This window comes from Pantoea sp. USHLN256 (assembly GCF_037149875.1).
In the GTDB taxonomy this organism is placed as follows: Bacteria; Pseudomonadota; Gammaproteobacteria; order Enterobacterales; family Enterobacteriaceae; genus Pantoea; species Pantoea nemavictus.
In genome coordinates this window covers 74,953-101,121 of record NZ_JBBCQO010000012.1, presented here as the reverse complement: position 1 = coordinate 101,121, position 26,169 = coordinate 74,953, and the positions used below count along the sequence as shown (strand labels likewise).

The 26,169-nt window shown below is 56.2% G+C and carries 24 protein-coding genes and 1 pseudogene; 17 read left to right on the top strand and 8 right to left on the bottom strand.

The window, feature by feature from the left end; translation table 11 throughout:
* The first annotated feature begins 29 nt into the window (after window positions 1–29).
* The 3 genes from hslV (at window position 30) to rraA (ending at window position 2,549) form a co-directional block, all read left to right on the top strand.
* On the top strand, window positions 30–560 hold the full coding sequence (hslV, locus tag WFL93_RS21285; RefSeq protein WP_007885391.1) for an ATP-dependent protease subunit HslV: 531 nt from the start codon (window positions 30–32) through the stop codon (window positions 558–560).
* 11 nt (window positions 561–571) lie between these two features.
* Window positions 572–1,909: an HslU--HslV peptidase ATPase subunit gene (hslU, locus tag WFL93_RS21280; protein ID WP_007885388.1), complete on the top strand. Its 1,338-nt coding sequence runs from the start codon at window positions 572–574 to the stop codon at window positions 1,907–1,909.
* A 154-nt stretch (window positions 1,910–2,063) separates the two neighbouring features.
* On the top strand, window positions 2,064–2,549 hold the full coding sequence (gene rraA, locus WFL93_RS21275; protein WP_007885386.1) for a ribonuclease E activity regulator RraA: 486 nt from the start codon (window positions 2,064–2,066) through the stop codon (window positions 2,547–2,549).
* Between the two features lie 50 nt (window positions 2,550–2,599).
* On the opposite strand, the gene zapB is transcribed toward rraA, so the two are convergent.
* Window positions 2,600–2,839, bottom strand: a complete 240-nt coding sequence (gene zapB / locus WFL93_RS21270; RefSeq protein ID WP_007885384.1) for a cell division protein ZapB — start codon at window positions 2,837–2,839, stop codon at window positions 2,600–2,602.
* Window positions 2,840–3,259: 420 nt separating this feature from the next.
* Here zapB and WFL93_RS21265 point away from each other — a divergent pair, with 420 nt between their 5' ends.
* The 3 genes from WFL93_RS21265 to glpX all read left to right on the top strand — a co-directional run bounded on the left by WFL93_RS21265 (window position 3,260) and on the right by glpX (window position 6,759).
* Complete coding sequence (locus WFL93_RS21265; RefSeq protein WP_007885383.1) at window positions 3,260–4,108, top strand: MIP/aquaporin family protein; 849 nt, start codon at window positions 3,260–3,262, stop codon at window positions 4,106–4,108.
* Window positions 4,109–4,138: 30 nt separating this feature from the next.
* The gene (glpK, locus tag WFL93_RS21260; protein WP_007885381.1) at window positions 4,139–5,650 is read left to right on the top strand and encodes a glycerol kinase GlpK; all 1,512 of its coding nucleotides are present in this window, start codon (window positions 4,139–4,141) and stop codon (window positions 5,648–5,650) included.
* Window positions 5,651–5,748: 98 nt separating this feature from the next.
* Window positions 5,749–6,759, top strand: coding sequence for a class II fructose-bisphosphatase (gene glpX, locus WFL93_RS21255; protein ID WP_007885375.1), 1,011 nt, complete (start codon window positions 5,749–5,751; stop codon window positions 6,757–6,759).
* On the opposite strand, the gene emrD is transcribed toward glpX, so the two are convergent.
* Window positions 6,749–7,945, bottom strand: coding sequence for a multidrug efflux MFS transporter EmrD (emrD, locus tag WFL93_RS21250; RefSeq protein ID WP_007885374.1), 1,197 nt, complete (start codon window positions 7,943–7,945; stop codon window positions 6,749–6,751). The two genes, glpX and emrD, sit on opposite strands and share 11 nt — an antisense overlap.
* 284 nt (window positions 7,946–8,229) lie before the next feature.
* On the opposite strand from emrD, the gene fpr reads away from it, so the two are divergent.
* From fpr to tpiA, 3 genes are all read left to right on the top strand, one after another.
* Entirely contained in the window at window positions 8,230–8,976 is a 747-nt protein-coding gene (gene fpr, locus WFL93_RS21245) for a ferredoxin--NADP(+) reductase (RefSeq protein WP_007885373.1), read from the top strand.
* A 106-nt stretch (window positions 8,977–9,082) separates the two neighbouring features.
* Window positions 9,083–9,673, top strand: coding sequence for a YiiQ family protein (locus tag WFL93_RS21240; protein WP_049851599.1), 591 nt, complete (start codon window positions 9,083–9,085; stop codon window positions 9,671–9,673).
* 120 nt (window positions 9,674–9,793) lie between these two features.
* Window positions 9,794–10,561 (top strand): triose-phosphate isomerase, encoded by a 768-nt coding sequence (gene tpiA, locus WFL93_RS21235; protein WP_336778987.1) that lies wholly within the window; start codon window positions 9,794–9,796, stop codon window positions 10,559–10,561.
* A gap of 63 nt (window positions 10,562–10,624) precedes the next feature.
* Here the strand turns inward: tpiA and WFL93_RS21230 are convergent, their stop codons facing one another.
* The 5 genes from WFL93_RS21230 to WFL93_RS21210 form a co-directional block, all read right to left on the bottom strand.
* The gene (locus WFL93_RS21230; protein ID WP_336778986.1) at window positions 10,625–11,377 is read right to left on the bottom strand and encodes a CDP-diacylglycerol diphosphatase; all 753 of its coding nucleotides are present in this window, start codon (window positions 11,375–11,377) and stop codon (window positions 10,625–10,627) included.
* 63 nt (window positions 11,378–11,440) lie between these two features.
* Window positions 11,441–12,739 (bottom strand): histidinol dehydrogenase, encoded by a 1,299-nt coding sequence (hisD, locus tag WFL93_RS21225; RefSeq protein ID WP_336778985.1) that lies wholly within the window; start codon window positions 12,737–12,739, stop codon window positions 11,441–11,443.
* Window positions 12,736–13,890, bottom strand: coding sequence for a nuclear transport factor 2 family protein (locus WFL93_RS21220; protein WP_336778984.1), 1,155 nt, complete (start codon window positions 13,888–13,890; stop codon window positions 12,736–12,738). Before WFL93_RS21220 ends, hisD (WFL93_RS21225) begins: the two co-directional genes overlap by 4 nt.
* Before the next feature lie 153 nt (window positions 13,891–14,043).
* Window positions 14,044–15,012, bottom strand: a complete 969-nt coding sequence (locus WFL93_RS21215; RefSeq protein WP_007885358.1) for a nuclear transport factor 2 family protein — start codon at window positions 15,010–15,012, stop codon at window positions 14,044–14,046.
* On the bottom strand, window positions 15,012–16,079 hold the full coding sequence (locus WFL93_RS21210; protein WP_180822695.1) for a LacI family DNA-binding transcriptional regulator: 1,068 nt from the start codon (window positions 16,077–16,079) through the stop codon (window positions 15,012–15,014). The genes WFL93_RS21215 and WFL93_RS21210 overlap by 1 nt, the downstream gene beginning before the upstream one ends.
* 300 nt (window positions 16,080–16,379) lie before the next feature.
* Here WFL93_RS21210 and WFL93_RS21205 point away from each other — a divergent pair, with 300 nt between their 5' ends.
* The 8 genes and pseudogenes from WFL93_RS21205 to WFL93_RS21170 all read left to right on the top strand — a co-directional run bounded on the left by WFL93_RS21205 (window position 16,380) and on the right by WFL93_RS21170 (window position 25,043).
* Window positions 16,380–17,615 carry an MFS transporter gene (locus WFL93_RS21205; protein WP_336778983.1) on the top strand — a complete coding sequence of 412 codons (1,236 nt, stop codon included), beginning with the start codon at window positions 16,380–16,382 and terminating at the stop codon, window positions 17,613–17,615.
* On the top strand, window positions 17,612–18,916 hold the full coding sequence (locus WFL93_RS21200; RefSeq protein ID WP_007885353.1) for an amidase: 1,305 nt from the start codon (window positions 17,612–17,614) through the stop codon (window positions 18,914–18,916). Before WFL93_RS21205 ends, WFL93_RS21200 begins: the two co-directional genes overlap by 4 nt.
* 180 nt (window positions 18,917–19,096) lie before the next feature.
* A complete protein-coding gene (hisD, locus tag WFL93_RS21195; protein WP_336778982.1) occupies window positions 19,097–20,416 on the top strand; it encodes a histidinol dehydrogenase in 1,320 nt (439 codons plus the stop codon).
* 10 nt (window positions 20,417–20,426) lie between these two features.
* Window positions 20,427–21,188 carry an SDR family NAD(P)-dependent oxidoreductase gene (locus WFL93_RS21190; RefSeq protein WP_180822698.1) on the top strand — a complete coding sequence of 254 codons (762 nt, stop codon included), beginning with the start codon at window positions 20,427–20,429 and terminating at the stop codon, window positions 21,186–21,188.
* On the top strand, window positions 21,166–22,380 hold the full coding sequence (locus tag WFL93_RS21185) for an MFS transporter (protein ID WP_081496516.1): 1,215 nt from the start codon (window positions 21,166–21,168) through the stop codon (window positions 22,378–22,380). The genes WFL93_RS21190 and WFL93_RS21185 overlap by 23 nt, the downstream gene beginning before the upstream one ends.
* A pseudogene (locus WFL93_RS21180) lies at window positions 22,350–23,099 on the top strand (alpha/beta fold hydrolase); the annotation flags it as partial. The gene WFL93_RS21185 and the pseudogene WFL93_RS21180, both read left to right, overlap by 31 nt.
* Window positions 23,081–23,863, top strand: a complete 783-nt coding sequence (locus WFL93_RS21175; protein ID WP_336778981.1) for an HpcH/HpaI aldolase family protein — start codon at window positions 23,081–23,083, stop codon at window positions 23,861–23,863. The pseudogene WFL93_RS21180 and the gene WFL93_RS21175, both read left to right, overlap by 19 nt.
* A 7-nt stretch (window positions 23,864–23,870) precedes the next feature.
* Window positions 23,871–25,043 carry a cupin gene (locus tag WFL93_RS21170; protein ID WP_336778980.1) on the top strand — a complete coding sequence of 391 codons (1,173 nt, stop codon included), beginning with the start codon at window positions 23,871–23,873 and terminating at the stop codon, window positions 25,041–25,043.
* A 42-nt stretch (window positions 25,044–25,085) separates the two neighbouring features.
* Here WFL93_RS21170 and WFL93_RS21165 read toward each other — a convergent pair whose 3' ends face one another.
* A complete protein-coding gene (locus tag WFL93_RS21165; protein WP_007885344.1) occupies window positions 25,086–26,075 on the bottom strand; it encodes a sulfate ABC transporter substrate-binding protein in 990 nt (329 codons plus the stop codon).
* Window positions 26,076–26,169: the final 94 nt, after the last annotated feature.

Here is a 26,169-nt window from a genome sequence, read left to right as displayed (position 1 = left end):
CCTTTTCTACTGCAACAAGGGGTCTGCCCGTGACAACAATAGTAAGTGTACGACGCAACGGCCAGGTAGTGATTGGCGGTGATGGCCAGGCTACGCTCGGCAATACCGTAATGAAAGGCAATGTCAAAAAAGTCCGTCGTCTTTACAACGATAAAGTGATCGCCGGTTTTGCTGGCGGTACCGCAGATGCCTTCACCCTGTTTGAACTGTTTGAGCGCAAGCTGGAGATGCACCAGGGTCATCTGGTGAAAGCGGCGGTCGAACTGGCGAAAGATTGGCGTACCGATCGCATGCTGCGTCGCCTTGAAGCGCTGCTGGCGGTCGCTGACGAAAACGCCTCGCTGATCATCAGCGGCAACGGCGACGTTATCCAGCCGGAAAATGACCTGATTGCTATTGGTTCCGGTGGGCCTTACGCCCAGGCAGCGGCTCGCGCCCTGCTGGAGAACACGGACATTGGTGCACAAGATATTGTGGAGAAGGCGCTGAACATCGCCGGCGATATCTGTATCTACACCAACCACAACATCAACATCGAAGCATTACCGTCTAAGGCGTAAGGATCAAAATCATGTCCGAGATGACTCCACGCGAGATTGTCAGCGAGCTTAACCGCTTTATTATCGGCCAGGACGGCGCAAAAAAGGCGGTCGCGATCGCCCTGCGTAACCGCTGGCGCCGCATGCAGCTCGACGAAGAGCTGCGCCACGAAGTAACGCCAAAGAACATTCTGATGATTGGTCCTACCGGCGTCGGTAAAACCGAAATTGCCCGTCGCCTAGCCAAACTGGCTAACGCGCCGTTCATCAAAGTAGAAGCCACCAAATTCACCGAAGTCGGTTACGTCGGTAAAGAGGTTGATTCCATCATTCGCGATCTGACCGATTCTGCCATCAAGATGGTGCGCAGCCAGGCGATCGAGAAGAACAAATACCGCGCTGAAGAGATGGCGGAAGAGCGCATCCTCGATGTGCTGATCCCACCCGCAAAAAACAACTGGGGCCAGGCTGAGCAAGCGGCTGAGCCCTCGGCAGCGCGTCAGTCATTCCGCAAGAAACTGCGCGAAGGCCAGCTGGACGACAAAGAGATTGAGATCGATCTGGCCGCTTCCTCCGCCGGCGTCGAAATCATGGCGCCTCCTGGCATGGAAGAGATGACCAGCCAGCTGCAATCGATGTTCCAGAACCTCGGTGGGCAGAAGCAGAAACCGCGTAAGCTGAAAATCAAAGAAGCCATGAAGCTGCTGATTGAAGAAGAAGCGGCCAAGCTGGTGAATCCTGAAGAGCTGAAGCAGGACGCCATCGATGCGGTTGAGCAGCACGGTATCGTGTTCATCGACGAAATCGACAAAATCTGTAAGCGCGGCGGCCAGAATGCAGGCGGTCCAGACGTGTCACGCGAAGGCGTGCAGCGCGACCTGCTGCCGCTGGTTGAAGGCTGCACCGTGTCCACCAAGCACGGCATGGTGAAAACCGACCACATCCTGTTTATCGCTTCCGGCGCGTTCCAGGTGGCTAGCCCTTCCGATTTGATTCCCGAGCTGCAGGGACGTCTGCCGATTCGCGTTGAGCTGCAGGCGCTGACCGTCAATGACTTCGAACGCATTCTGACCGAGCCAAACGCCTCGGTTACCGTGCAGTACAAAGCGCTGATGGGCACCGAAGGGGTCAACATCGACTTCACGGACGATGCGGTGCGTCGTATCGCTGAAGCCGCATGGCAGGTAAACGAAACCACCGAAAACATCGGTGCACGTCGTCTGCATACCGTGCTGGAGCGTCTGATGGAAGATATCTCCTATGACGCCAGCGATCGTAACGGTGAGTCGATCACTATCGATGCCGAGTACGTTGGTAAGCATCTGGATGAGCTGGTGGCCGACGAAGACCTCAGCCGCTTCATTCTGTAAGCTTCGTCTGCGATATCCCCGCCCGGCCACTGCGCCGGGCTTTTTTTTACGCAGGATATTGATGCAGCGCTTTTTTTGGCGGCTGATGATTTTGCCAACAATCGCCAGATAGCGATATACTTAGCGCTCCTGTGGCAAACAGACGAAAACCCTCATGAAATACGATACATCTGAACTCTGTGACATCTACCACGAAGCTGTGAACGTTGTTGAACCGCTTTTTTCGAACTTTGGTGGACGCAGTTCATTCGGTGGTCAAATCACCACGGTGAAATGCTTCGAAGATAACGGCTTACTTTACGATTTGCTGGAAGAGAACGGTCGGGGTCGCGTATTGCTTGTGGATGGCGGCGGTTCCGTTCGTCGTGCCCTGGTCGATGCTCAGCTGGCAAGTCTGGCGGCGCAAAATGAGTGGGAAGGCATTGTGATTTACGGTTCGGTGCGTCAGGTTGACGACCTCGAAGAGCTGGAAATCGGCATTCAGGCGATTGCAGCCATTCCGGTGGGTGCAGCGGGTGAAGGCATTGGCGAAAGTGACGTACGCGTTAACTTTGGCGGCGTGACTTTCTTCTCTGGCGACCATCTGTATGCCGACAATACCGGCATTATCCTGTCTGAAGACGCACTCGACATCGAGTAAGCTGCAACAAAAACGGGTGCCGCGGCACCCGTTGGTTCAAGCCTGTACGCTTAAACCTCTTCCATTTTTCCCAGCAGTGCCCGCAGACGATCCTGCCAGACATGCTGCTCTTCTTTCAGATGCTGATTTTCACGCACCAGCGCATCCTGGTTACCTGAAGCCTGGCTGACTTCGTTTTTCAGCGTATTGTTTTGCTCTTTCAGCTCTTCAATTTCCATCTGCAGCAGAGTGATGGTATCAATCGCCTGCTGTACTTTCGCTTCCAGTTTCTCGAACACTTCAAATGACATCTTTCTGACCTCTCCTAAATCTTGCAAGGCGTTGATGGGGCTAGCGCATGCCTTATTATGGTGCGCTCAGCCACGATGACTCGATTGTATGTAGCCAAACCCAGCAAGTCCAGCGACACAAGGCCTGCGAGGGCAGTCTGTAACACTTTTCAGTCAATGCCTAAAAAAATGCTCATCTTCGCGCATCTGTGTGCGCGATCACTTAACCGTCCACGCGCAAAGCAGGCTGAATGGGCCGTAAAGAAACGCAAAAGACGCGAAAACGCGCATTTTTATGACGCAGTACACAGTTTTCAATTTCGCTATTTCTCGTTTATGCTCGTTAACGATAAATTCACATCAACCCTACATTAAAAGCTGGGCGACTCATGGATGAGAACAAAAACTGATAAAATTTAACCTCGCTTCAGGAATGCCATTATGAGTCAAACAACTAACACACTAACAGGTCAGTGCATCGCCGAATTTATCGGCACCGGTTTGATCATCTTTTTTGGTGCCGGCTGCGTTGCCGCACTGAAATTGGCCGGTGCTGCGTTCGGTCAGTGGGAAATTTGTATTATCTGGGGCTTAGCAGTTTCCATGGCGGTCTATCTGAGCGCCGGTGTTTCAGGCGGGCATCTTAACCCAGCGGTGACTATCGCGCTGTGCCTGTTCGCAAACTTTGAAGGCCGTAAAGTCGTACCCTATATTCTGGCGCAGGTTGCCGGCGCCTTCTGCGCTGCCGCGTTGGTTTATGGTCTCTACTACAATTTGTTCCTGGATTACGAAACAGGCCATCAGATGGTACGTGGCAGCGTTGAAAGCCTCGACCTGGCCGGCATCTTCTCTACCTATCCAAACCCGCACATCAGTGTTGGTCAGGCGTTCCTGGTTGAGATGGTGATTACCGCCGTACTGATGGGCGTCATTATGGCGCTGACCGATGACGGCAACGGCGTACCACGCGGCCCGCTGGCACCGCTTTTGATTGGTCTGCTGGTAGCCATTATCGGTGGTGCAATGGGCCCGCTGACCGGCTTCGCACTTAACCCGGCGCGTGACTTCGGTCCAAAACTGTTCGCCTTCTTCGCCGGATGGGGCAACGTCGCCTTCACCGGTGGCAAAGATATTCCTTACTTCCTGGTTCCGATTTTTGGCCCGCTGGTCGGTGCTTGCCTCGGAGCCTGGGGTTACCGTTCACTGATTGGCCGTCATCTGCCCGTTAACGTGGCGGAAGCCAGCACAACAGAAAAACCGGTTGCGCGCGCTCAGCAGCGTAAAGCGTAAGTTTCATCGATACATCATCAGGAAAGCACAATGACTACGACTGATAAAAAATATATTGTCGCGCTCGATCAGGGCACAACCAGCTCACGTGCCGTAGTGCTCGATCATGACGCGAACATCGTCGCCGTTTCACAGCGTGAATTTACCCAGATCTACCCGAAAGCGGGTTGGGTTGAGCATGACCCAATGGATATCTGGGCGTCACAAAGCTCAACGCTGGTTGAAGTGCTGGCACATGCCGACATTAACTCCGATCAAATCGCGGCGATTGGTATCACCAACCAGCGTGAAACCGCCATCGTGTGGGATAAAGAGAGCGGCAAGCCTATCTACAATGCCATCGTCTGGCAGGATCCACGTACCGCAGATTACTGTAACAAGCTGAAGAAAGAGGGACTGGAAGAGTATATCCAGCACACCACCGGTTTGGTGATTAACCCTTACTTCTCCGGCACCAAAGTGAAGTGGATTCTTGACCACGTTGAAGGCGCACGTGAACGTGCTAAACGCGGCGAACTGCTGTTTGGTACCGTTGATACCTGGCTGATTTGGAAAATGACGCAAGGGCGTGTGCACGTAACCGATCACACCAACGCCTCACGTACCATGATGTACAACATCCACAAGCTGGAGTGGGATGAGCGCATGTTGGAGATCCTCGATATTCCGCGTGAAATGCTGCCGGAAGTGAAAGGTTCTTCAGAAGTTTACGGCCAGACCAACATTGGTGGTAAAGGCGGTACGCGTATTCCCATCGCCGGTATCGCGGGTGACCAACAGGCGGCGCTCTACGGCCAGCTGTGCGTACAACCGGGTATGGCGAAAAACACCTACGGCACCGGCTGCTTTATGTTGATGAACACCGGCACCGAAGCCGTAACCTCAACGCATGGCCTGCTGACCACCATCGCCTGCGGTCCACGCGGCGAAGTGAACTATGCGCTGGAAGGTGCGGTGTTTATCGGTGGTGCGTCAATTCAGTGGCTGCGCGACGAGATGAAGCTGATCAGCGATTCCACTGACTCCGAATACTTCGCGTTGAAAGTGAAAGACAGCAACGGTGTTTACATGGTGCCTGCCTTCACCGGTTTGGGCGCGCCCTATTGGGACCCGTATGCACGCGGTGCGATCTTCGGTCTGACGCGCGGTGCAAACGCTAACCACATCATCCGTGCCACGCTGGAATCGATTGCTTATCAGACGCGCGACGTGCTGGAAGCGATGCAGAACGATGCCGGCACCCGCCTGCAATCGCTGCGCGTTGATGGCGGTGCGGTAGCCAACAACTTCCTGATGCAGTTCCAGTCCGACATTCTCGGCACACGCGTTGAGCGTCCGGAAGTGCGTGAAGTGACTGCGTTGGGTGCGGCATATCTTGCTGGCCTGGCGGTCGGCTTCTGGGGCGATTTGGATGAAGTCCGCGAGAAAGCGGTGATTGAGCGTGAGTTCCGTCCAAGCATCGAAACCACCGAACGTAACGTCCGCTACGCAGGCTGGAAGAAAGCCGTCGCTCGTGCGAAAGCATGGGAAGACGAAGAGTAAAATCCTGCTGACCCGCGGCGCCCCCTGCCGCGGGTTTTTCCCCCGTCCCCCTTCCGCGCTGTGTTAAACTGCCCGCCTGTTTTTTGTCAGGTGCAACCATGAAACGAGAACTCGCGATTGAATTTTCCCGCGTGACCGAAGCCGCCGCTCTGGCGGGCTATCACTGGTTAGGACGCGGCGATAAAAATGCGGCCGACGGCGCAGCCGTTCACGCCATGCGCATTATGCTTAACACTATCGATATCGACGGCCAGATTGTGATTGGCGAGGGCGAAATCGACGAAGCGCCAATGCTGTATATCGGTGAGAAAGTCGGTACCGGTCGCGGTGACGCGGTAGATATCGCCGTCGATCCGATTGAAGGCACGCGCATGACGGCGATGGGCCAGGCCAATGCGCTGGCGGTGCTGGCGGTCGGCGATAAGGGCAGCTTCCTGCACGCACCTGATATGTACATGGAGAAGCTGATTGTCGGGCCCGGCGCACGCGGCGCCATCGATCTTAATTTGCCACTCGATATTAATCTGAAAAACATCGCGCTGGCACTGGGCAAGCCGCTCAGCCAGCTGACGGTTTCGATTCTGGCTAAACCACGCCACGATGCGGTGATTGCTCAGCTGCAACAGCTCGGCGTACGCGTGTTCTCCTTCCCGGACGGCGATGTGGCGGCTTCAATTCTTACCTGCATGCCGGACAGCGAAGTGGATGTGATGTATGGCATCGGCGGCGCGCCGGAAGGGGTGGTATCGGCGGCGGTTATCCGGGCGATGGATGGCGACATGCAGGCACGCCTGCTGGCACGTCATCAAGTGAAAGGCGATAGCGAAGAGAATCGTCGCTTAGGTGAGAATGAGCTACAGCGCTGCGCCGAGATGGGCATTGAAGCGGGTCAGGTGCTGAAGCTGGATCAGATGGCGCGTAACGATAACGTGATCTTCGCCGCCACGGGCATCACTACCGGCGATTTACTGCAAGGCATCACGCGTAACGGCAACATCGCCACCAGCGAAACGCTGCTGGTGCGCGGCAAATCACGCACTATTCGCCGCATCCAGTCGATCCACTATCTCGATCGCAAAGACGCGGCGCTGCATCAATTTATCCTGTAATCGCCTGCTTGCCGCTCTCCGGATGACGTGAGAGCGGCCACCAGCACAGCAGCATCACCAGCGACGTCACAAACATCAACATGCCGAGGCTGGATTGGTCGTGCTGCGGCAGCAGAGCAGAAAGCCACGCTACCACGCCGGAACCCAGGTTCTGCAACCCCCCAATTAACGCTCCAGCGCTGCCCGCCAGCCATGCATACGGCTCCATCGCACCCGAGGTTGCCAGCGGGAACAGCATGCCGGCGCCAAAGAAAAACAGCGCAGCCGGCACCAACAGCGTCCAGATATTCATCACGCCAAACCAGGCGGGAACCCACATCAATAAGCCCGCCAGCAGGCAGCTATTGACGCCATACCACATTAGCGTGTGCCAGGATTTCTGCTCGCGTCCGGCAAACCAGGCGCCAAAGAACGCCGCCGGAATCGGCAGGATAAACAGGATGCTGACGGTCAAACCATCCAGACCTAAAACACCGCCCATCAGCACGCCGCAGCTGGCCTCGAATACTGCGATGCCTGCCAGCGCGCCAATCAGCAGCAGCAGGTAACGCACGAAATTGCCGTCACTCAGCAGGGTGGCATAACGCTTCAGGAATGGCGTAGCAGGTGTATCAACGGGACGGGTTTCCGGTAACCAGCGCGCCATCGACGCGGTAACGCCTACACACAGCAGCAGCAGGAAGGCGAAACAGGCGTGCCAGCCAAACAGATGCGTCAGCAGCGCGCCAATCACCGGCGCCAGCAGCGGGCTAACCAGAATACCCATATTGAGTAAACTGTTCGCCTGGCGCAATGCAATACCAGAGTAAAGGTCACGCGGCATGGTGCGCGCCATCACGCCGGCCACGCCGGTACCTAAACCTTGCACCGCGCTGCCCAGCACCAGAATATCCAGTGAGGGCGCGAACATGGCGATCAAGGCACCAATGGCAAAGATCGTCATGCCGATAAGGATCACCGGACGTCGACCAAAGCTGTCCGAAAGCGGGCCGTAGATCAGCTGCGATCCACCGTAGGTCATCAGATAGGCGGCCATCACCTGCTGAATGGCACCGCTGCGCACATTGAGCGTCTCTGCCATGTTGGCCATCGCTGGCACATAGATGGTTTGCGCCATCTGCCCCACCGCCACCAGCACGATCAGCATGAATAACAGAAAGCGATTTTGCGTTTTACTTATCAACATGGAACAAAATGTCTGCCTGAGAAACAAAGAATAAGCAGCACAAAACAGGCTGCCTCGGATTTATGGCGGCAAAAATATCAGGATTCAGTGACAAATCGAGAGGGACCGGCAAAGCTGTAGTGTCTTAAGCCGTCAAGGTTGACGTCCAGATTGTAAACCGGCCGCTACAGTTGCTGATCTGTGCGCTGCGTTTGTCGCTGAGAGCCCTTTGCCCGAGCATGGACTGGAAATCCGTTAGGCCGATGGCGATGATGTACCTACACAATCAAGATTAAGGAGCCAACATGGCAGAGTGGATCAATGCTGAAGTGAAAGAGGTAAAAAACTGGACCGATGCACTGTTCAGTCTGCGCGTCGAAGCGCCCATTGATAGCTTTACCGCAGGGCAGTTTGCCAAGCTGGCATTAGAAATTGACGGCGAGCGTGTGCAGCGCGCCTACTCTTACGTCAACGCGCCCAAAGATTCGCTGCTGGAGTTTTATCTGGTTACCGTGCCGGAAGGCAAACTGAGTCCACGCTTGCAGGCACTGCAGCCCGGCGAGCAGGTGATGATTACCAAAGAAGCCGCAGGGTTCTTTGTGCTCGACGAAATTCCTGACTGCCAAACGCTGTGGATGCTGGCCACCGGCACGGCGATTGGCCCCTATTTATCGATTCTGCAACAGGGCGAAGATCTGGAGCGTTTCGACAATATTGTGCTGGTGCACGCGGCCCGTCTCGCGGATGACCTGAGCTTCCTGCCGTTAATGCAGCAGCTGCAGCAGCGCTATCAGGGCAAGCTGCATATTCAGACCGTGGTAAGCCGCGAAGAGATCGCCGGTTCGCTGCACGGCCGCGTACCGCAGTTGATTGAGAGCGGCGAACTGGAGCGCGCGGTTGGCTTGCCGCTCACGGCAGAAACCAGCCATGTGATGCTGTGTGGTAATCCGCAAATGGTGCGCGATACCCAACAATTGCTAAAAGACACACGTGAGATGCGCAAGCATTTCAAACGTAAACCCGGGCATATGACCAGCGAGCATTACTGGTAAGAGGCGCGAGGCGAAGATTGTCAGATTTTTCCCAATGTGGGTTTTGACTTTCCCCGGTAAAAACCGTTCTAATCGTGGGCTAAGTGAATGATTTAGGGCCGAAGCAATGAAGAACCTGCCAGTCGCGCTGCTGCTTGGCCTCGCACTGACATTTCCCGCCTGGGCGGAGGACGCACCTGCACTGGATCGTAGCGATCATCTGCCTGCTGCGCCCTATCTGCTCGCGGGTGCGCCGACGTTCGATATGACCGTTGCGCAGTTCCGTGAAAAGTACAACGCCGCCAATCCCAATGAACCGCTGCAGGAATATCGCGCCATTGATAGTCGCGGCGATAAAAGTAACCTGACGCGTGCCGCCAGTAAAATCAGCGAAACGCTGTATGCTTCAACCGCGCTGGAGCAAGGCACCGGCAAAATCAAAACCCTGCAAATCACCTGGCTGCCGGTTCCCGGTCCCGATATGAAAGCGGCGCAGGCACGTGCCATGGATTACATGACTGCCCTGCTGCGTTTCTTCATCCCCGGTTTGTCGGCCGAAGATGGTCGCAAAAAGCTCGATTCTCTGCTGAGCGCCGGCAAAGGTGCGCGTTATTTTGCCCGCACCGAAGGCGCACTGCGCTTCGTGGTCGCAGACAACGGTGACAAGGGTTTAACCTTCGCCGTTGAGCCGATAAAACTGGCGCTCGCTACGCCCTGATCACACCGGCAAAAATGACGAAAAGCAAAGCCAGCAACCCATTTGATCTCTATACTGTCTCGCAGACATCGCTGCCCGATGGCAGCGCTATTTCATGAATCGCGTTATGCGGAGGAAAGAATGCGACATCCACTGGTTATGGGTAACTGGAAACTGAACGGTAGCAAGCTGATCACCAAAGAGCTGATTGAAGGCCTGCGCAAAGAGCTGTCTGGTGTTGATGGTTGTGGCGTCGCGATTGCACCGCCAGCCATCTATCTGGACCTGGCGAAACACGCCATTTCCGGTAGCCACATCGCTCTGGGTGCTCAGAACGTCGACGTTAACTTGTCTGGCGCATTCACTGGCGAAACTTCCGCAGACATGCTGAAAGACGTTGGCGCGAAATACATCATCATCGGCCACTCTGAGCGCCGTACCTACCATAAAGAGAGCGATGAGTTCATCGCGAAGAAATTTGCCGTCGTGAAGGAAGCGGGCCTGGTACCCGTTCTGTGCATCGGTGAAACCGACGCAGAAAACGAAGCGGGCCAAACGCAAGAAGTGTGCGCACGTCAGATCGACGCCGTGCTGGAAACGCAGGGCGCAGCAGCGTTCGAAGGCGCGGTCATCGCTTATGAGCCAGTTTGGGCCATCGGTACCGGCAAATCCGCTACGCCAGCGCAGGCTCAGGCCGTGCACAAATTTATTCGTGACCACATCGCGAAGAAAGACGCTGCCATCGCACAGCAAGTGATCATCCAGTACGGCGGTTCGGTAAACGACAAAAACGCCGCTGAGCTGTTCACCCAGCCAGATATCGATGGCGCGCTGGTTGGCGGTGCTTCACTGAAAGCCGATGCTTTCGCCGTGATCGTGAAAGCCGCAGCCGCTGCGAAAAACGCGTAAGTTTTGGATGTATGATGAGGCGGCTGATTAGCCGCCTTTTTTATGTCACCTGAAATGTCGACCTTACAAAATCCCGCATTGATGATCCTGCAGCTCTTCCGCCGAACCACTGTTCAGCTTGAGCCAGTTGCGTTCTAACGCCAGCAGCGCTAAGCGACCATCCGGCAGCTGCGCCAGCGCCAGGCCATATTTCCCCATCTCGGTGCGCGCGTGAGGCACTTCGTTTGCCAGACGGATAAACGCACTCTGCTGCGCCAGTTCTGCTGTTGAAAGCGTACGTATCAGGTAACGATGCTTGCGCAGCGTTTCGCTTTGCCACTGCGCGTTAAGCCTCGGCGCCAGGGCATCAAGTTGCTGACGCACATCCGGTCGCAGACAAGAGATATGAATATGCAGCTGATTCTGCGTACGCCCGTATTGCGCATTGATTGCCAGCGACAGCGCGCTATCTGATATTGGCGCGCCGTGCTTCTGTGCAAGTAATGTCCGTTGTTGCCAGGCGTCGGCAAACAGATTCGGCGTAGACGGCTCAAGAATGATGGGACTTTCCATGCCGCTGATTTTTTCGATCGGCATCAGTAGATACTGCAACGGACCGTTGAGGTCTTTCAGCGTGACGTAACCCTGCGCACTGTTCACCTGCTGGCAAGGCGCGGGTTTGCCGCTGGCGGCCATGCCAGGCACGCATTTCTCGCTAATGATCTGCCACAAGGCGTTGGAATTTTTCTGGAAATGAATGGCGCCGGCAATCAATCCGACAATCAACAGCACCAATAGTGCGGTAAGTAACTTCAGGGTACGACGACTGCCCTGCATAGCCCGATTCCTCTGTTCATCACCTGCCAGCATCCTCGCCTGGCAGGTGATGAAAGTCACGGACTAATCCTCGGCGCCACGCAGGATGGCATCGAGTTTTTCCGGCTGCAGACGAATCTGCGCCGCACGACGATGTGCCTGCATGCCTTCGGTACGACTTTGACGCACTGCAGGCGCGGCGATGGCCGCGATACCCTGATCGTCAATCCATTGATGCGTACAGGTTTTTAGATAGGCGCCCACCCACAACCCGCCGGTGTAGCGCGCCGCTGCCATGGTGGGTAACGTGTGGTTAGTACCGCAGCACTTATCAGAGAACACCACGCTGGCATTTTGACCGATAAACAGCGATCCGTAGTTGCGGATACGCGCCGCCAGCGCATGGGGATCGCGAGCATGGATTTGCAAATGTTCGGTGGCGATCTCATCGGTGTAGGCCACCATCGCATCTTCGTCGGCGCACAATACAATCTCGCCCTGTCTTTGCCATGCTTCACCAGCCGTCTTCGCCGTCGGCAGCGATGACAGCTGCGCCTCAATTTCACGCAAGGTTTCATGCGCTATGCGCTCGCTGGTGGTGGCCAGCCCTACGCGAGTGCGCACATCATGTTCCGCCTGCGCCAGCAGATCCGCCGCCAGCACGCGTGGATCGGCACTATCATCGGCCACAATAAAGATTTCGCTTGGCCCTGCCAGCGCATCAATACCTACTTTGCCAAAAACCTGACGCTTGGCCTCATTGACGAAGGCGTTACCCGGTCCAACAATTTTGTCCACTGCCGGCAGCGATGCGGTGCCATACGCCATCGCGGCAATCGCCTGCGCGCCGCCAACTTTAAAAATACGGTGTGCCCCGGCTAAATGGCAGATAGCAATCATCGCCGGATGCGCGCCCGGTGGCAGGCAGGCAATAATGTTGTCGCAACCCGCTACGACCGCGGGCACGATGGACATCACCGGTGCGGAGAGAATCGGATAGCGTCCGCCCGGCACATAGCAGCCCACGGTTTCGATAGGAATGATGCGATGCCCCAAATGCACGCCGGGCAGCGTTTCAATATCTAGCGGCTGCAGTGTTGCGCGCTGGGCTTCGGCGAAGCGGCGCACCTGGGCGATGGCAAATTCACTGTCGTGGCGAGTTTGAGCGGCCAGTTGTGTGAGCGCCTGCTCGATCTCCGCTGCCGAAACTTCCAGCTGCTCCGGCGCTACCCCATCAAATTTCAGTGAATACGCCTGCAGCGCCGCATCACCCTGCTGGCGCACATTGCTGATAATGTCGCTTACCGTGGCGATCAGGCTGGCATCAGCCTGCGCATCTTCGCCTGCGGGTTGCTTAATAAACTGCACGCGTTGCTTACTCATGCTTCCGTCTCCGCCAGTTGACCCAATTTGATCTGCGCCAGCATCGCCAGATGATCGTAGACCACCCACTCATCCACAATTTTACCGTTTACCACGTGATAGTGGCTCATGCCCATCACCAGCAGACGCTGCCCGGTCGGCTTGCCCAACTCGCCATAGCCCAGATGATGTCCTTCCATCACCCAGCGCACCGCCACTTTAGTGCCGCCTTCTTCACACGGATTGGAGCAAATATGCTGCGGCATCCACGCGCCGTCAGGGATCATGCCGATCAACGCCAGCGTCTGGTGGATCACCGATGCCTGACCATACAGCTCTTTCATCAGCGGGCCGTGCCACTGCACATTACTGGCGTAAACGTCTTTCACTTTGCCCAGCATGCGTTTGTTGTAGATCTCATGCAGCCAGCCCAGCACCTGGGCCTCGGTATCGCTGTGCGCCAGCGTATAATCCGGGTCGCTTTCCGGCGGATATTGCCCCAGCAGGCGACGGTTTTCGCCAATCTCCGTCAGGCGGAAACCTTTATCAAACTGCTCTTTCGCCATGTTGTAGGCGATCTGATCGGTATCCAGTCCCAGCTGACGCATCAGCGACATGTTGTCGCTCACCACCCATTCGCGGTAGATCTTGTTTTCCAGAATCATGCAGTCCGCGACGGTACGCGTGGTGAAGGTTCGGTTGGTCGGCTTACCGTACTGGCTTGGCTGCGTGTGTCGACCGCTGCCGGTGGCCAGATGCGAAGTGTAAAAACCGTCAACATCGTTGCCGTTCCAGATCACCTGCGTCGCCATGCCACGTCGCTCCGGGAAAGCCACCAAGCGCTGCAGCGTATCCAGCACCACCTGTTCACGGGTATAAATCGTGCCTAGCGCGTTATAGAGCACGCAGTTATGGGTGTAATGGCTGTAGATCAGTCCGACATCACGCTCATCCCAAATCTTGTGGGTGCAACGCACAATGTAATCAACAATATCGGTATAGCAGGGATCGAAACCGCGCATCGGCTGTACTCGCGCACGGTTTTCTGGAACCAGATCGACAAAATCCCGTCGCTCAACCTGTAAAACCGGTTCGACCTGGGTACGTGCTGAGGTTTTTTCTGCGCTCTTTTCACTGGCGGTGGCTTTATTAGCCGTGTCCGTTGTAGACATAAACACTCCTGCTTTTGACGAATTAAGGGTGAGCGCGGTCCTCGCAATCAAGCGCTGCCGATTCACCCGGCTGAATTCAGGGTGCAGAACGCCGTCGGTAATTAAGGGAATTAATTACCGTGACGTAACGCGTTATTTAAAAGTGCTGGTTATTCAGTTGAGTAGCTGCAACCAGATTGAGAGTTCATCGATACCTAAATATTCCCGCATAATTACGCCATCACGTAATTCCAAATGTGAAATTCCGGAAATACACACCGGCTTACGGGACGGTGGACCAAACTTCCCGTAGCCATCATGCCAACTCAACAGTGACCAGCGCAGGCTGATGCGCACCGGTTCGTTGGCATCACGCCGCACCACCAAATGATGTAGCTGTGTTTCGCTGTCAGCGAATGAGGCGCGATAGCCAGAAAGGAAGCTGCCAATCTCCTGCTCGCCGGTAAAGCTGCTGTGGCCCGGACCGTGCAAGGTGGCGGCGGGATGATAAACGCCTGGAACTACTCCACTGTTGCCGCCCGCCCACATGCTGAGATAGCGCTCAATCAAGCCGGCCAGCGCGCCCTCCGCATCATCACCATCCGGGCCGCCCGCCCAACGCGCTTCCAGCTCTTCAGGTGCCGGCATCTCCAGCCCTTGCTGTTGGCGCATCTGCGTTAGATGCTGAGCAAACTCCGCTACGTTGACGCCAATCTGCGCCAAAATCCCTGCGCGATCCTGTAACAGCCACTCTTGTTCCACCAGGCCATCCCGGCAAATACGATCGGCGAAGGTGCGCACCCATAGCGTTTTGCCACTCGGCGCGCCAAAGAAACCTTCACCCAGATGCTGAATGCGTGCCTGGGTGCGTTGCGAGGCGTACCAACACGTATCGCCTTCACGAGCGGCGAGAATATCTTCTGTTAGTACCTGACGCTGCGGGAAACAGTGCAGCGCTTCCAGGGTCAGGCGCATAAAATCGCTTAAGTCAGTTAACCGCTTTTCCGGCGTGTGAAAGACCACCGGTGTGGCATAGAAGTCGGCCAGCTGCCCGATGTCCTTCTGCTCCCACACCACGTGAGTTAGCGTCAGGACGAACTGCTGAATAGAATCAAACTGGGGACTGAAACCCGGCAATCGCATTACTCAACCTCCTCAGAACGAAATAGCAGCTGGCCGTTCTCTTCTACCACGCCGTGACGCGGACGCCGTGCGGAGTGGCGCACTACCAACGTGCCGGGAATAACAATTTGCTCAGGTGCCATCACCGCACTGTCGATTTGCTGCATCAGCAGGCCAATCGTACGTTGCACCATCACTTCAACCGGCTGGCAGATGGAGGTCAGCGCATATGAAGGCCAGCCCGCGGGCCCAACATCGTCATAACCCACCACTGACACATCCTGCGGAATGCGCAAGCCGAACTCGTAGCGCGCCACATCCATAACCGTCAATGCCATATGGTCGTTAACCGCAAATACCGCATCAGGTGGCGTGGTGCTGCTGAACAGTTGACGTGCCGCCTGCGCGGTGTGCTCACTGTCGTTATGGCCTGCAACGACGGTGACATCAACATCACGTGCACGTAGTGCATCGCGGAAGCCGTCCAGCCGTAGCTGATTCACCGAAGCGTTATCAGCGCCAGAGATGCAAGCAAAACGTTGATGTTCGCCCGCCAGCAGAAATTCGGCGATCTGCCGTGCGGCGGCGCGGTTATCGGTATTCACACTCGACGCCATCTCGCTTTCGGCGGTGCGATTGAATAGCACCACGGGAATACCGGCACCGTGACACTCTTCCGACAAGGCATCGGACAACGCGCCAGACGCCAGCACGATGCCATCTACGCGGTACTGCATGATCTGATCGAAAATGCGATCAACATTGCTGTCACGATCGCTAACGAACAGCAGCAAATGATAGTTAAGCGCATCCAGTTCCCGTCCCAGCGCTTCCAGCACATGCGGATAAAACGGGTTATCGAAACAGGAGATCACCACGCCAACAATGCGTGAGCGTGCGGTGTTCAGCGACCGCGCCAGCGCATTGGGTCGATAACCCAGCTCTCGGGCAGATTGCAGCACTTTTTCACGCGTGGCGGGTGAAATACTGGCTCCCGGCGTGAAGGTACGCGACACCGCAGATTGTGAAACGCCAGCATGCTGCGCAACTTGTTGTGAGGTCACTGGACCGAAGGTCTTACGTTTCATGGTGTTATCTTCCTGTTTAGCACACTGATGCGCGGGTGACTGCTGAGCATTGTAGCCAATTTCACCAGCCGGACTCACCTGCTTCGGTGTGTGTTTTTTACTCTTACACCAGTTTTGCATGCGTATGCAACACTCAATAACTTTTTTTTCACAATGCCACAGCGACACTTTACAAAGTTGTAATCATTTCGTAACTTCGGCCGTTGAATACGTATTCAAAGAGTGCAAAATTAGCGACCCGGACTCAGGATGAAACCCGCGTTTTTAGTCACTTACCTGGCTTGCAAGAGGTTCAACACCATGTTTCGAGCACTGTTTAGCCGTTCCGAGCTGTTGACGTTTTTCTTAATGAGCGTGCTGTTTTTTATCTGCATCAACGGCTTTGATGCCTTTCTGGCGCCCTACATGGTGCGGCTGGGCATTGAACCACAAACCATCGGTATGATTATGGGTGCAACCGGTTTGGCCTCACTCTGCACCCGATTCCCACTCAGCGTCGTCTCCGACGTATTGAAAAATCGTAAAGTGTTTATGCAGTTCGCACTGCTGCTGCCGGTCATCGCCTGGCCGTTGGCGTGGCTTTTTCCTGGCGCGTTGACATTCTGGCTGGCGAAGCTGGCCTGCGGGTTTACGGCCGCCAGTTGGGTGCTCTACAACATCATTTTCATTCGCTATTTTCGGCGCGATGAAGCGCCCGCCGCCGTCGCCTTGCTGGCGCTGGCAGGTCCGATCGGCGTGTTTATCAGTAATGCGATCTGTGGCGTCATCGTGCACTGGTTCGGCAGCACGCAGGCCTTTTTCGTCCCCGCCGTGGCCGGCTGCCTGGCTCTGATGCTCAGCCTGCGCATTCGTGAAGGGGAAGATATTCATAAAGCGCCGCATCTGAAAGCCTGCGTACAAAGTGCCAAACGCCAGCTGGGTGATAGCACCATCTGGTTTATCGGCCTGCTGGCAACCATAGTGATTCTGGTGCCCTTTGCCACCCGCGATACCTTGACGCCAATTTACGCCCAACAGCTTGGCGCGCAGGCCGGTACGCTGGCGGTGTTGAGCAATATCCATTTACTGTTTTATGCCATCGCCGTGGCGCTATGCAGTTCCGTGTTTTATAAGCGCCTTGGCCTGGTCAACACCGCGCTAATCGGCATCGGCCTGCAAATTGTTTCGTCGATTTTCGTGCCACTCACCAGCAGTTTATGGCTGATCTATCTCTGGCAAGGTCTCGCCGGTTTCTCCTTCGGTATGGCGTTCGCGGTGTTTATGTCGCTCAGCGTGGTGAATACCTCGGAGAATGAGCAAACCACGCGCATGGGGCTGTTTCAGACCATCTATTCTTGCGGCATGTTTTTTGGCCCGGTGTTGATGGGCGTGTTGTTGCAGCACGTTAACTTGCATGCGGGTTATTGGGTGATTGGTGGATTGTGTCTGGTCGCGGGCGTGTTGACGCCACTGGCGGCAAAACGCGTACAGCAGCGCCAGATGCCGCAGGCTGCCTCTGAAACCAGCGGCATGTTGTCACAGGATGCAGTGAAATGATTGCCGCGCGCCTGCAGCCACAGCCTCATAGCGCAGATGAGGTTGAGCGACGGCTGGCCGCCCTGCGCGCGGGCCACTCACTTAACGCCATCATTAGTGTTAATCCGCACGTGATGAATGATGCGCAGCACTGCGATCGCTTGTGGCGCACCGGCACGCCGCTCGGCGCGCTGCACGGCATTCCACTGGTGATAAAGGACAATATTGATTGTGCGGGTCTCCCTACCACTCTCGGCTGTCGCGCACTGGCCGACGCACAGCCTCGCGAAGATGCGCGTGTTATTACGCGCCTCAAAGCTGCGGGCGCGTTAATTCTCGCTAAAACCAATCTCTCCGAGTTTGCCTTTGATGTACGCTCGCGCAGTTCGCTGGGCGGCGATGTGCGCAATCCGCTCAATCCACTTTTGACCGCAGGCGGTTCCAGCGGCGGCAGCGCGGCGGCAGTGGTGGCGGGCATGGCGGATGCGGCTCTCGGCAGCGATACCGGTGGTTCTATCCGCATTCCCGCTGCCTGGACCGGTTTGGTGGGATTACGTCCGGCATTTCGCCGTCGCCAGTTGCACGGCGTCGCGCCTCTTTCGCTGAGTAAAGATACGGTTGGACCCATGACATGGTGCGTCACCGATGCGGCGCTACTGCATCAGGTGATGCATGGGTTGCCGGTGCGTCCGCTACCGCCGCGATCCCTGCGCGGCGTGCGTTTAGGGGTTGTCAGCGATCTGCTGGGCGATGAGGCTGCGCAGCGTCAGGCGTTAGCACAGGCTTTCTGCCGGCTGCGGCGTGCTGGTGCGACGCTGGTTCCGCTGCGGTTGCCACTGGCATCGCGTGTCGCGCAGGAAACTTGCCTGAGCCTGCGCGAGTTCCATCCGGCCATTGCACGCTGGCTAACAAAAATGGCGTATGCACCCACGTCACTCTCTGCGCTGCTTGCCCGTGGCGAACATCTCGCCGAATTCGACGCTTTATTGCAATTGCATCTCACGCGCCACGCGCTGGTGTGCGAAGCGTGGCGCGAACAGCGCCGTTTTCAACGCCATCTGCGTCAGCAGTTGCAACAGCAAATGCAGGCGCTGCGGCTGGATGCCCTGATCTATCCCACCAGCCAGCGCACGCCGGTTTCGCTGGAGAAAATGCCACCGGGCTGGGCGCCTGAACTGGCGGCTATAAGCGGTTTGCCGGCCGTGACGTTGCCGTTCGGGCAAATAGCTAACGGTTTGCCGCTCGGTCTGGAACTGCTCTATCCCACCGCTGATGAAGAGGCATTACTGGCGCTGGCGCTAGCCATAGAACGCCAGCGTTAACGGCAGCATTGTCGGTATTAACCCTGTGGGAACCCTTCTCCCGCGGGGCTTTTCGGCTGCCTGATACCGCATAAAACTGCGCACATTCTCACTTTTCATCTTTTCCTGATTCGCCCCCTTTACGCCTTTTGCATACGTATGCAAACCTATTTCCCGGGATGCAATCATGAGGAATTGGACATGGCAATTTGGTTAAAACAGGCGGCAGCAAAGGCTGAACGCCAACAGCAGCAGCAACAGGTACGCAGCGATGTTGAAACCGTGCTGGCGCACATTGAAGCGCGCGGTGATGACGCGGTACGTGAACTCTCCATCAAATTTGATGGCTTCGCTCGCGATGATTTCCGCCTAACGCCGCAGGAGATCAATGCCTGCCTGCAACAGCTCACAAAACAAGAGATTCGCGATATCGAATTCGCCCAGGAACAGGTGCACAACTTCGCGCAGGCACAAAAAAATTGCCTGACCGATTTAGCGATTGAAACCCGTCCGGGCGTGATTCTCGGCCATCGCAACATTCCGATTAGTCATGTCGGCTGTTACGTGCCTGGCGGCAAATATCCGCTGCTGGCTTCGGCGCATATGTCGATCATCACCGCCAAAGTGGCAGGTTGCGATCGCATTGTGAGCTGTGCGCCGCCGTTTCACGGTAAACCGGCCGCGGCGATTGTGGCGGCGCAGTCGATGGCTGGCGCAGACGAAATCTATGCGCTCGGCGGCATTCAGGCGGTAGGCGCCATGGCGATTGGCACCGAACGCATTGCGCCGGTCGACATGTTAGTCGGACCCGGTAACGCATGGGTTGCGGAAGCCAAACGCCAGCTGTTTGGTCGCGTCGGCATCGATCTGTTCGCGGGTCCCACCGAAACGCTGGTGATTGCCGATGACAGCGTCGACGGCGAACTCTGCGCTACCGATCTGCTCGGCCAGGCGGAACACGGCCCCACCTCACCCGCGATTTTGCTGACCTGCTCGCGCCAGCTCGCTGAGGATACCGCGCGCTACATCCACCAGCTGTTGCTGCAACTGCCCACCGCCGATGTGGCGCAAAAAGCCTGGCACGACTTCGGCGAAATCATTCTGTGTGCCGACCACGATGAGATGCTGGCAGAAGCTAATCGTATCGCGTCAGAACACGTACAGGTGATGACCGATCGTGACGATTGGTATCATCAGAATATGCGCAATTACGGCGCGTTATTTCTCGGTCCACGTACCAATGTGGCCTACGGCGACAAGGTGATCGGCACCAATCACACGCTGCCAACGCTGGGCGCATCGCGCTATACCGGCGGCTTGTGGGTGGGCAAATTTATGAAAACCTGCACCTGGCAACGCGTCACCAGTGATGCAGCTTCGGCGGAAATAGGCGCTTACTGCTCACGTCTGGCGCTGCTGGAAGGCTTTGCTGGCCATGCTGAACAGGCCAACATCCGCGTGCGCCGTTACGGCCAACAAGACGTACCTTACGCCACACCTGCTCCGGTGACGGTGAAATAAGGAGGCGCACATGGTTCCGATGACCCCTTCATTTCGTCTTGATGGACAGCGTGCGCTGGTAACCGGTGGATCGCGCGGTATCGGCTTCGCTGCCGCTATCGCGCTGGCCGAAGCCGGTGCAGAGGTGTGGATTGCCGCCCGCGATGCCGATCGCCTGAACAACGCCGTACAGCAGGCAGCTAACGCTGGCCTGACGCTGCATGCGCTGCCGCTCGACGTTTGCAACATACACGCGGTACGCCAGACGCTGCACGACCTGCCGAGCTTTAATGTGCTGGTTAACAGCGCTGGGCTGGCACGTCATCAACCGTTCAGCGAGGTCAGCGAAGCAAATTTCGATGCCGTCATGGATGTGAATCTGCGCGCGACGTTTTTTCTATCGCAGCAGGTGGCGGCGGGAATGCAGGCTGCGCAACACGGCGGCAGCATTATCCATCTCTCCTCGCAGATGGCACACGTTGGCGGGCCACAGCGCAGCGTCTACTGCGCGTCTAAGGCCGCACTGGAAGGATTGACGCGCGCCATGGCGCTGGAGCTGGGACGCGACGGCATTCGCGTCAACACGCTGTGTCCCACTTTTATTGAAACCGAGCTATCGCAGGCTTCGCTGGCAGATGAAGCGTTCCGTCAGCAGACGCTGCGCCGTATTCAGTTGGGCCGCCTCGGCACGCTTGAAGATGTGATGGGCCCGGTGGTGTTTCTGGCGTCCCGTGCGGCTGCACTGATCACCGGCAGCGCGCTGAAGGTGGATGGCGGCTGGACGGCTTATTGAGGATCGGATTATGAAAGCGTTATTACGTCGCGATGTACTGCTGTTTTTCATTATTAGTCTGCTGTTTTTTATCAGCATTCACGCCTTTGATCCGTTTCTCGCGCCTTACATTACTTCACTGAATGTGGAGGCGCGCGTGATGGGAATTATCATCGGCGCCACCGGATTAGCTTCCATGTTGTTGCGTTTTCCTACCGGCATCCTGTCGGATCGCTTTCGCAGCCGTAAGCGCATCATCCAGATTGGCCTGCTGTTTACCATCGTCGCCTGGCCGGTTGTGTATCTCTGGCCAACGCCGGAAACGCTGTTTATCGCCAAGCTCGCCGATGGTGTGACCAGCGCGACGTGGGTCGTTTACAACGTGATGTTTGTTGCTTATTTTCCGCCGCTGGAGGCCGCCGCCGCGGTAGCCATGCTGAGTGTTACCTCGCCGTTAGGCACGTTTATTGGTATCTCAATTGCCGGTTTTATCGCCCGTCATTTCGGGGCCGAATCGAGCTTTTTGGTCGCTTCCACCGCTGCGCTACTGGCCTTTTTACTGACATTTTTTATCCGTGAAAAACGTCCGGAAGCCATGCCCACGGCTCAGCGCCTCTCTGCGGTGCGCGTTCAGCTACGCGATCCCTCGGTGTGGTATCTCGGTGGATTGTGTGCATTGGTGATGATGGTGCCGTTCGCCACGCGCGATACGCTAACGCCGTTGCTGGCAGAAGGTTTTGGTATGGCGGCCGCCTCGCTGGCCACACTCAGCGGCATTCATCTGTTTTTCTATGCGCTGGCCACTGCGCTGTGTGCGCCCTTCTTCTATCGCGTGTTGGGCTTACGTAATACCGCCATTATCGGCGGTGTCGTACAAGGGGTGGTGGCAATCGCCATGCCATATGCACCCAATATCTGGCTGCTGTATGGCTTGCAGGCCCTGGCCGGATGCGCCTTCGGCATGATCTCTACTGTGCTGAATTCACTGATTGTCACCCGCACGCCAGCCTGGCAGCAATCAACGCGCGTTGGCCTGTATCAAAGCATTTATTCGGCCGGGATTTTCTTTGGTCCGGTGTTGGTCGGCTACATCAAGTATTACTTTGCGATGCAGCAAGGCTTCATGGTGATTGGCATTATTTCCCTGCTTTCGCTGCTGCTGGTGCGCCATGTCATGCAGATGGTGCATGCCCGTCCTATGGCGGAGGGCTAACCATGCAACTGCCTTTGGTGTTATTAGGCGGCACATTATGTGATGGCGCACTGTGGCAACCGCTTTGTCGCCATCTGCCGCAGCAACCGGTGATCATTCCCGAGATGGGGGGAGCCGAGAGTGCTGAACAGTTGGCGGCGCAGCTGCTGGCCGATTTACCTGCACGCTTTCTACTGGCGGGGTTTTCGTTAGGCGCATTAGTGGCGCTGGAGATGCAAGCGCAAGCCTCAACGCGCATCGCTGGCCTGGCGTTGCTGGCAGTCAATCCGCTAGCTGATGCGCCGCTAAATGCCGCGAACCGCATTGCCTTACTTTCTCATGCCGAGCAAGCCGGGATGCAGCCAATTGTTGAACAGCTGTGGCCGCGTTACGTCCATGCTTCGCGGCTAGCGGATCGCGCACTGCTGCGCACGCTGGTTGAGATGGCTGAACGCACCAGCGTTGAGCGCTTTCGCCAGCAAACGGCAATCGCGATTCAACGTCGCGACCTGCGGCACACACTACTGTCGCTACATGCTCCGTTGCTGATCCTCAACGGCGACAGCGACGCCATCTGCACACCTGAACATCATCGTCTGCTCGTCAAGGCCGCACCCGCGGCCCGACACATCACCCTTGAGCAGTGCGGACACTTTCTGCTGCTGGAGCGGCCGCAGGCCTGTGCCAGCGCGCTGCAAACCTGGATTGAGGAGAGCGAATTATGCGTATCAACCCTTTAAAACAACGACATGAGCCGATCATTAATGGCTGGCTGGCGATTCCCAGCAGCTACAGCGCTGAGATAGCCGGGCATCAGGGCTACGACGCAGTAACCGTTGACCTGCAACATGGCCTGATAGATTTTGCCGCCGCGCTCACTATGTTGCAGGCGCTTTCATCTACGCCCACTACGCCGCTGGTGCGCGTTTCGCACAACGAACCGGCACAAATCATGCGCATGCTGGATGCCGGAGCCTACGGCATTATCTGCCCGATGATTAACGATGCTGCCGAGGCGCAGCAGTTTGTCGACGCCTGTCGCTATGCGCCGCAAGGTTCGCGCTCATTTGGCCCGGCACGTGCGCTGCTATACGGCGGCAAAGATTATCCACAGCACGCCAACCAGCAAATTTTGACGCTGGCGATGATCGAAAACCGCGCCGGGCTGGCCAATCTGGATGCCATTCTCGACGTTGACGGGCTGGATGGCGTGTTTATCGGTCCTAACGATCTCTCTCTGACGCTTACCGGCCAGGCCAGCGCCGAATCGCAACATCCTGAGATGCTGAATGCTATCGAACGCGTACTTAGCCGCACTCGCGCCTGCCATAAGCTGGCCGGGATTTTTTGTACCAGCGGAGAAGCCGCCGCACAGCGTATTGCGCAGGGTTTTCAACTGGTGACACCCGCTAACGATGTAATGCAACTCACCCATGCAGCACGCCATGCCGTTGCCACCGCGCGCGGTGAGGTGATGCCGGTACGTTCCGGTTCTGGTTACTAAGGAGAAGATGATGAAACAGCAAACGTTGTCTAAAGAAGCAGCACGTGCGCGTCTGATTGCGCCAGAAGATATGGTGTCGTGCAATTTGGCGTTTATCGACTGCAAACTGCCGGGATCGCATCTGAAGCAGAATTATTCGTTTATCGGGCCGGGCGTCACACAGTCGTCTGAGCAGGTTATTAATATTCCCGAAGCACACGGTTTTAATATTGGCGCCGCAGCGATGCCGAAAGGTGTTACCAACAATCTGCATCTGCATTTCACCGCCGAAGTGTTCCTGATCCATGAAGGCCGCTGGCGTTTTCGCTGGGGCAACAAAGGTGAAGAGTCACTCGAGCTTGAAGCACCGGCGATTGTTAGCCTGCCGACATGGATTTTCCGCGGGTTCACCAACGTTTCAGCCACCGATACCGATGGTTGGGTATTTACCGTACTCGGCGGTGATAATACCGGCGGTATTATCTGGCATCCCGATGTGATGTCGGCTGCGGCGGAATATGGACTCTATCTCAGCCCCAATAACATGCTTATCGATACCTCAACCGGCGCGGCAATTCCCGATGTCGCTGAACGTATGCCGCCGCTGCCCGATGCAGAGATGGCAAAGCTCGATCACTTCTCACCGCAGCAAATGGCGCAATTTGCCGTTACTGGCGAGCAGCGCGCGTGGAGCGAGTGCGCATTGTTGGATGCGATGTTGCCAGGTCACGGCGCGCGTTTGGCACCCGTTATCGGCTACGGCATCAGCCAGGATCGTCAGGTCACTCCGCCGATAAGATCGCCGCATGGCTTCTCCGTAGAGTGGCTGGCGCTACCCAAGAAGGGCAAAATGGGCTTACACCGCTGTGAACAGGTGCAAGTGTTGATGGTGTTTAAGGGCACGCTTAGCGTCACGTTCAACCGTGATGGCGAAGAAGTCACTATTACCGCGCCAGAACGTTCGGTGGTTTCCGTGCCAGCAGGCAGCTGGCGTCGCTATCAAGCACAAAATGATGATTGCGAAGTGGTGATCACCACCGCAGGTGACGAACGGAAAAAGCTGGAGTGGGATAAAGCGATTGTCGATGCCGCAACAGAGCTGGGCTGGGGACTCGATCCCGATGGCTATCTGGTACGTTTGGCGCTGTTACCGCTGGTGGCACAGCGGGCTGGCCGAAGACTGGCCACGCAGGAAGCATAAAAGACCAACGGCCAGCATAAGCGCTGGCCGTTTCTTGATGCCTTAAGGTTTCATCACCTGATCATAGCTGCCGCCATCGGCAAAGTGGGTTTTCTGGGCTTGCGTCCAGCCACCAAACTTGCTGTCGATTGTGAACAGTTTCACCGGCGCGAATTTATCAGCAAACTTCTTCGCTACAGTTTCATCACGTGGACGGTAGAAATTCTCGGCGGCGATGGTCTGGCCTTCCGGCGAATAGAGGTACTTGAGGTAATCTTCGGCCACTTTACGCGTGCCCTGCTCATCAACCACTTTATCCACCACCGAAACCGTTGGCTCGGCCAGAATCGATTCGCTCGGCGTAACGATTTCAAACTTGTCTTTACCCAGCTTATCAACCGCCAGATACGCTTCGTTTTCCCACGCAATCAGCACGTCACCAATGCCACGCTCAACGAAAGTATTGGTTGCGCCGCGTGCGCCAGAATCCTGTACTTCAACATTCTTAAACAGCGATTTCACGTAAGCCTGTGCTTTGGCCTGATCGCCATGGTTCTGATCCAGCGCCCAACCCCAGGCAGCCAAATAGTTCCAGCGTGCGCCGCCCGACGTTTTTGGGTTTGGTGTGATGACAGAAACACCCGGTTTGATCAGATCTGGCCAATCATGAATGCCTTTCGGGTTGCCTTTGCGTACCAGGAACACGATGGTCGAGGTGTATGGTGCAGAGTTGTCTGGCAGGCGTTTGATCCAATCTTTATTGATACGACCACGGTCAGCAATAGCATCTACATCGGATTGCAGCGCCAGCGTAACCACATCAGCACGAATGCCATTGATCACGGAAGTCGCTTGTTTACCCGATCCGCCGTGCGACTGGCGAATCACGACGTTGTCGCCGGTTTCCTGCTTGTAGTGAGCGCTAAATGCTTTGTTGTACTGCTCGTACAGCTCACGGGTGGGATCGTAAGAGACGTTTAACAGCTGAATATCCTTTGCCAGAACACTGGTTGAAGCCAGTAACAGGGTGACACCAATACTCCACTTATTCATTGCTTGCTCTCCCGAGGTCGTTATAGAACAAGACTGACACAAACTTATCCATGGATTAAAGAATTAAAAATAAGCTGTTATAACCGTACGGAAT

What these genes read in the sequence shown, in the direction of transcription:
- WFL93_RS21185 (WP_081496516.1), top strand. Translation starts at nt 21,166, where the DNA reads ATGGCGGCTGGACGGCTTATTGAGGATCGGATTATGAAAGCGTTATTA.
- glpK (WP_007885381.1), top strand. Translation starts at nt 4,139, where the DNA reads ATGACTACGACTGATAAAAAATATATTGTCGCGCTCGATCAGGGCACA.
- WFL93_RS21170 (WP_336778980.1), top strand. Translation starts at nt 23,871, where the DNA reads ATGATGAAACAGCAAACGTTGTCTAAAGAAGCAGCACGTGCGCGTCTG.
- WFL93_RS21165 (WP_007885344.1), bottom strand. Translation starts at nt 26,075, where the DNA reads ATGAATAAGTGGAGTATTGGTGTCACCCTGTTACTGGCTTCAACCAGT.
- hslU (WP_007885388.1), top strand. Translation starts at nt 572, where the DNA reads ATGTCCGAGATGACTCCACGCGAGATTGTCAGCGAGCTTAACCGCTTT.
- tpiA (WP_336778987.1), top strand. Translation starts at nt 9,794, where the DNA reads ATGCGACATCCACTGGTTATGGGTAACTGGAAACTGAACGGTAGCAAG.
- WFL93_RS21200 (WP_007885353.1), top strand. Translation starts at nt 17,612, where the DNA reads ATGATTGCCGCGCGCCTGCAGCCACAGCCTCATAGCGCAGATGAGGTT.
- WFL93_RS21175 (WP_336778981.1), top strand. Translation starts at nt 23,081, where the DNA reads ATGCGTATCAACCCTTTAAAACAACGACATGAGCCGATCATTAATGGC.
- WFL93_RS21230 (WP_336778986.1), bottom strand. Translation starts at nt 11,377, where the DNA reads ATGCAGGGCAGTCGTCGTACCCTGAAGTTACTTACCGCACTATTGGTG.
- hisD (WP_336778985.1), bottom strand. Translation starts at nt 12,739, where the DNA reads ATGAGTAAGCAACGCGTGCAGTTTATTAAGCAACCCGCAGGCGAAGAT.
- WFL93_RS21215 (WP_007885358.1), bottom strand. Translation starts at nt 15,012, where the DNA reads ATGCGATTGCCGGGTTTCAGTCCCCAGTTTGATTCTATTCAGCAGTTC.
- WFL93_RS21190 (WP_180822698.1), top strand. Translation starts at nt 20,427, where the DNA reads ATGGTTCCGATGACCCCTTCATTTCGTCTTGATGGACAGCGTGCGCTG.
- WFL93_RS21205 (WP_336778983.1), top strand. Translation starts at nt 16,380, where the DNA reads ATGTTTCGAGCACTGTTTAGCCGTTCCGAGCTGTTGACGTTTTTCTTA.
- hisD (WP_336778982.1), top strand. Translation starts at nt 19,097, where the DNA reads ATGGCAATTTGGTTAAAACAGGCGGCAGCAAAGGCTGAACGCCAACAG.
- emrD (WP_007885374.1), bottom strand. Translation starts at nt 7,945, where the DNA reads ATGTTGATAAGTAAAACGCAAAATCGCTTTCTGTTATTCATGCTGATC.
- glpX (WP_007885375.1), top strand. Translation starts at nt 5,749, where the DNA reads ATGAAACGAGAACTCGCGATTGAATTTTCCCGCGTGACCGAAGCCGCC.
- WFL93_RS21240 (WP_049851599.1), top strand. Translation starts at nt 9,083, where the DNA reads ATGAAGAACCTGCCAGTCGCGCTGCTGCTTGGCCTCGCACTGACATTT.
- WFL93_RS21210 (WP_180822695.1), bottom strand. Translation starts at nt 16,079, where the DNA reads ATGAAACGTAAGACCTTCGGTCCAGTGACCTCACAACAAGTTGCGCAG.
- zapB (WP_007885384.1), bottom strand. Translation starts at nt 2,839, where the DNA reads ATGTCATTTGAAGTGTTCGAGAAACTGGAAGCGAAAGTACAGCAGGCG.
- WFL93_RS21220 (WP_336778984.1), bottom strand. Translation starts at nt 13,890, where the DNA reads ATGTCTACAACGGACACGGCTAATAAAGCCACCGCCAGTGAAAAGAGC.
- fpr (WP_007885373.1), top strand. Translation starts at nt 8,230, where the DNA reads ATGGCAGAGTGGATCAATGCTGAAGTGAAAGAGGTAAAAAACTGGACC.
- rraA (WP_007885386.1), top strand. Translation starts at nt 2,064, where the DNA reads ATGAAATACGATACATCTGAACTCTGTGACATCTACCACGAAGCTGTG.
- WFL93_RS21265 (WP_007885383.1), top strand. Translation starts at nt 3,260, where the DNA reads ATGAGTCAAACAACTAACACACTAACAGGTCAGTGCATCGCCGAATTT.